3 protein-coding genes, 2 tRNA genes and 2 rRNA genes are annotated in these 3662 nt (G+C 29.4%); 6 read left to right on the top strand and 1 reads right to left on the bottom strand.

Translation table 11 applies throughout. The annotated features are described in order from the left end of the window. From rrf (ACQPVP_RS17040) to ACQPVP_RS17020, 5 genes are all read left to right on the top strand, one after another. Positions 1-74 (top strand): 5S ribosomal RNA (rrf, locus tag ACQPVP_RS17040); the annotation flags it as partial. Between the two features lie 5 nt (positions 75-79). Continuing rightward, positions 80-155: transfer RNA gene (locus tag ACQPVP_RS17035), tRNA-Lys, on the top strand. 100 nt (positions 156-255) lie between these two features. Then, complete coding sequence (locus ACQPVP_RS17030; protein ID WP_430851992.1) at positions 256-1206, top strand: L-lactate dehydrogenase; 951 nt, start codon at positions 256-258, stop codon at positions 1204-1206. 178 nt (positions 1207-1384) lie between these two features. After that, a 5S ribosomal RNA gene (gene rrf / locus ACQPVP_RS17025) occupies positions 1385-1501 on the top strand. A gap of 5 nt (positions 1502-1506) precedes the next feature. After that, positions 1507-1582, top strand: a tRNA-Lys gene (locus ACQPVP_RS17020). Between the two features lie 79 nt (positions 1583-1661). Here ACQPVP_RS17020 and ACQPVP_RS17015 read toward each other — a convergent pair. Then, positions 1662-2411, bottom strand: coding sequence for a signal peptidase II (locus ACQPVP_RS17015; RefSeq protein WP_430851990.1), 750 nt, complete (start codon positions 2409-2411; stop codon positions 1662-1664). A gap of 173 nt (positions 2412-2584) precedes the next feature. On the opposite strand from ACQPVP_RS17015, the gene ACQPVP_RS17010 reads away from it, so the two are divergent. Further along, positions 2585-3388, top strand: a complete 804-nt coding sequence (locus tag ACQPVP_RS17010; RefSeq protein ID WP_430851988.1) for a pyruvate, water dikinase regulatory protein — start codon at positions 2585-2587, stop codon at positions 3386-3388. Positions 3389-3662 lie beyond the last annotated feature (274 nt).

Here is a 3662-nt window from a genome sequence, read left to right as displayed (position 1 = left end):
ACAGGAAAGTTAAGCTCTACAGCGCCGATGGTACTGCACGGGAGACTGTGTGGGAGAGTAGGACGTTGCCAGGTAATATGCGTTATTAGCTCAGTTGGTAGAGCACCTGACTCTTAATCAGGGTGTCCCGGGTTCGATCCCCTGATGACGCACCAAAATCCTAAACATTTGTTTAGGATTTTTTTATTTTTAATATATTTATTGTAAAAACATGATACACTAAAATAGATAAGAATAATTTTTGGGAGGGTTAATATGTTTTCAAAAACAAGAAAAGTGGCAATAGTAGGAACTGGACTAGTTGGATCAAGCACAGCCTTTAGCTTAATAACTCAAGGTGTATGTGATGAAGTTCTTATGATAGATATTAATAAAGAAAAGGCTCTTGGAGAAGTAATGGATTTAAAACATTGCATAGAGTATTTAAATAGAAATACTAAAATTAGGGTAGGAGCCTATGAAGAATGTTCAGATGTTGATATAGTAGTTATAACAGCTGGAGCACCACCTAAGCCTGGGCAAACAAGACTAGATACTTTAGAGTTATCTGCTAAAATAGTTGAATCTATAGTTAATCCAATAATGTCTAGTGGTTTCAAAGGACATTTTATAATTGTGTCTAATCCTGTGGATATAATAGCTTATCATGTGCATAAATTATCAGGTTTACCTAAAAGTAATGTCATAGGATCTGGAACTTCAGTAGATTCAGCTAGGTTAAAGAATTTTATTGGAGATTTATTTAATGTAGATCCTAGAAGTGTTCAAGCCTACTCTATGGGGGAACATGGAGATTCTCAAATGGTTCCATGGTCTCATGTGTATATAGGAGGGAAGCCATTTAATAAAGTAATTGAAGATAACAAGGATAGAGCAGGTGAAGTTGATTTAGATAAGTTGGTTCTAGATACAGCTAGAGCTGGCTGGGAAGTTTATAATAGAAAAGGAACAACATATTATGCTATAGCAGCTGCAACAGCAGGAATAATAAAAGCGATTGTTAATGATGAAAATAAGATAATTCCAGTATCTACATTATTAAATGGAGAATATGGTGAATATAATGTTTTTAGTGGAGTACCAGCAGTTCTTAATAGTCAAGGTGTTAAGGAAGTTGTGGAAATAGATATGACAGAAGAAGAGCTTAGAAAATTTAAAGCTTCAAATGAAATATTAAGAGAATATATATATAAACTAAATAAGTAGTAAATAAAGCTATTAAGAATAAACAAAAAAATATTCTTGATAGCTTTATTTAATGATAATTTTTTATATAAATTTAATTAATTTATATAAAAAATATAAAAATATAAAATTATTTAAAAAAATATGTTGACATTATTCTAAGAAGTCTATATAATAAGTTCTTGTTGAGGGAAAAATATCTGGTGATGATGGCGTAGAGGAAACACTCCTTTCCATTCCGAACAGGAAAGTTAAGCTCTACAGCGCCAATGGTACTGCACGGGAGACTGTGTGGAAGAGTAGGACGTCGCCAGGTCATAAGGTTTACTAGCTCAATCGGTAGAGCACTTGACTTTTAATCAAGGTGTACCGGGTTCGATTCCCGGGTAAGCCACCAGAAATCACTTCTTTATGAAGTGATTTTTTTTATAAAAACTTGCCTAGCATTACATAAAAAAAGAAGGATTAAATCCTTCTTATTTTTTTAATATATCCTTTTTCATAAATTTAAAAAATTTCTTTATTGAATTCCAATCATCTTTTAAAGTAGTGTTTTCATCTTCTTTAAAATAACCATTTATGTAAATTAACATAATAAAGAATAATATTCCTAAATTAATATAAATATCCTTGATATCAGCAATAAATAAATTACTAATACCAATAAAGTCTAAGCTACCACCATAAAAAACTTTATCTATTAATGAGCATAAAGCTCCAGATGTAATAAATAAAAATGACATATCTGACCAGAAATCTTTATTTCCTTTAGAAAGATAATATCTATAGACTTCTATAAATAAAATAACTGCAATAATATTCAGAAGAATTAGTGATGAAAACCCAACCCCTAATCCAAATCTTGCATTAAGCCATGAACCATCCGTATTGATTATAGGATCAAAAGATAAAAAGCCTTTTATTATTTCAATATAATCATTGAAGAAAAACATATTAATGATTATTTTACAGCCTTGATCAATTAGCATAAGAACTATAAATATAAAAATAGTAGATTTGTTGGAAAATCCTTTTTTATATTTATTAGAAATAAGATGTATTATCCATCCTGTAAAAGCGAATATAGTAGTAAGTAATAAATTCATAAATAATGTATAAAAATCATCTACTCTTCCTGTGATTATTTCAAAGAAAAAATATAATAACCACATTATGGGAAGTAATCCTATAGTTAACCACTTTTCTTTATTAAATTTATTAGACATTTTTTCCTCCTAGAGAATAATAAGATATTAAGATTTTAACATATATATTTATAAATTTCACATAAGGCTAACAAATTATTTTAATTATTGTTATAATTAATACAAAATAACGAATATTAAAAATATTTGTATAAATAATAAGTTGATGAGAGGAACTATAGGAGGTAATCAAATTGTTAAAAATTTTTGCGGTATCAGATTCTATTGGAGAAACAGCAGAGCAGGTATCATTAGCAGCGGCTAGTCAGTTTAAAGGGGAGGTTGAGGTTAAGAGGGTACCATATGTTAAGGAGCTGGATGATGTAGAAGACTTAATGAAGAAGGTAAATGAGTGTGAAAGATGTATTATAGTATCTACGATAATTACAGTAAAAGTAAGAGAGTATTTAACTCAAAAATGTTTAGAAAAGAACATATCTGTGATTAATGTCCTTGGTCCAATTGTGAATGTAGCATCATCTATATTAAATAGAATGCCGGATAATAATCCTGGTGCTATGAGAAATATAGATGAAGTATATTATAAGAGGATAGAAGCTATGGAATTTGCAATGCAATATGATGACAGTAAGGATTATAGAGGATTAAAAAATGCAGATATAGTGTTAGTAGGTCTATCAAGAACATCTAAAACACCATTATGTATGTACTTAGCAAATAAGGGGTTAAAGGCTATAAATATTCCCCTAATGCCTGAAGTTGAAATACCAAAAGAACTTTTTGAGATAGATAGAAAAAAAGTATTTGGATTGATAATAGATCCACTTCATTTAATAGAAATAAGAAAAAGAAGATTAGATAAATTTCATAGAATTCCTACAGGAATAGAATATGCTGGGGATGCTAGAATTTTGGAAGAATTTGAATTTGCAGATAAGATAATGAGAAAAATTGGGTGTAAAACTATTGATGTAACGCAAAGAGCCATAGAGGATACGGCATTGATAATATTAAAGGCTTTAGGATATGGCAAATAGTGGTAAGGTAAGAGGTAAAATGAAAATTTAAGGTTAACATATAATTTTATTAAAAAAATTATCAAAAAATGTTGACAAAGATATTTTAAAATGATAATATTTAGTCATCGCTTGAGAGCGGAAATATGTTTTAAAAATAAAATTTTAAAATGTGTTGACAGCTGGAAAATAAGGTGATAAGATAAGGAAGTCGCTTAAGGGCGATGAAGAAAAATGGTCTTTGAAAATTGAACAGAATATAAGTTAAGTATAAAATAAACCAGCAATTCTTTTA

It is taken from the genome of Clostridium nigeriense (assembly GCF_050585265.1).
GTDB lineage: Bacteria > Bacillota > Clostridia > Clostridiales > Clostridiaceae > Clostridium > Clostridium nigeriense_B.
This window is presented reverse-complemented; position numbering and strand designations above follow the sequence as displayed.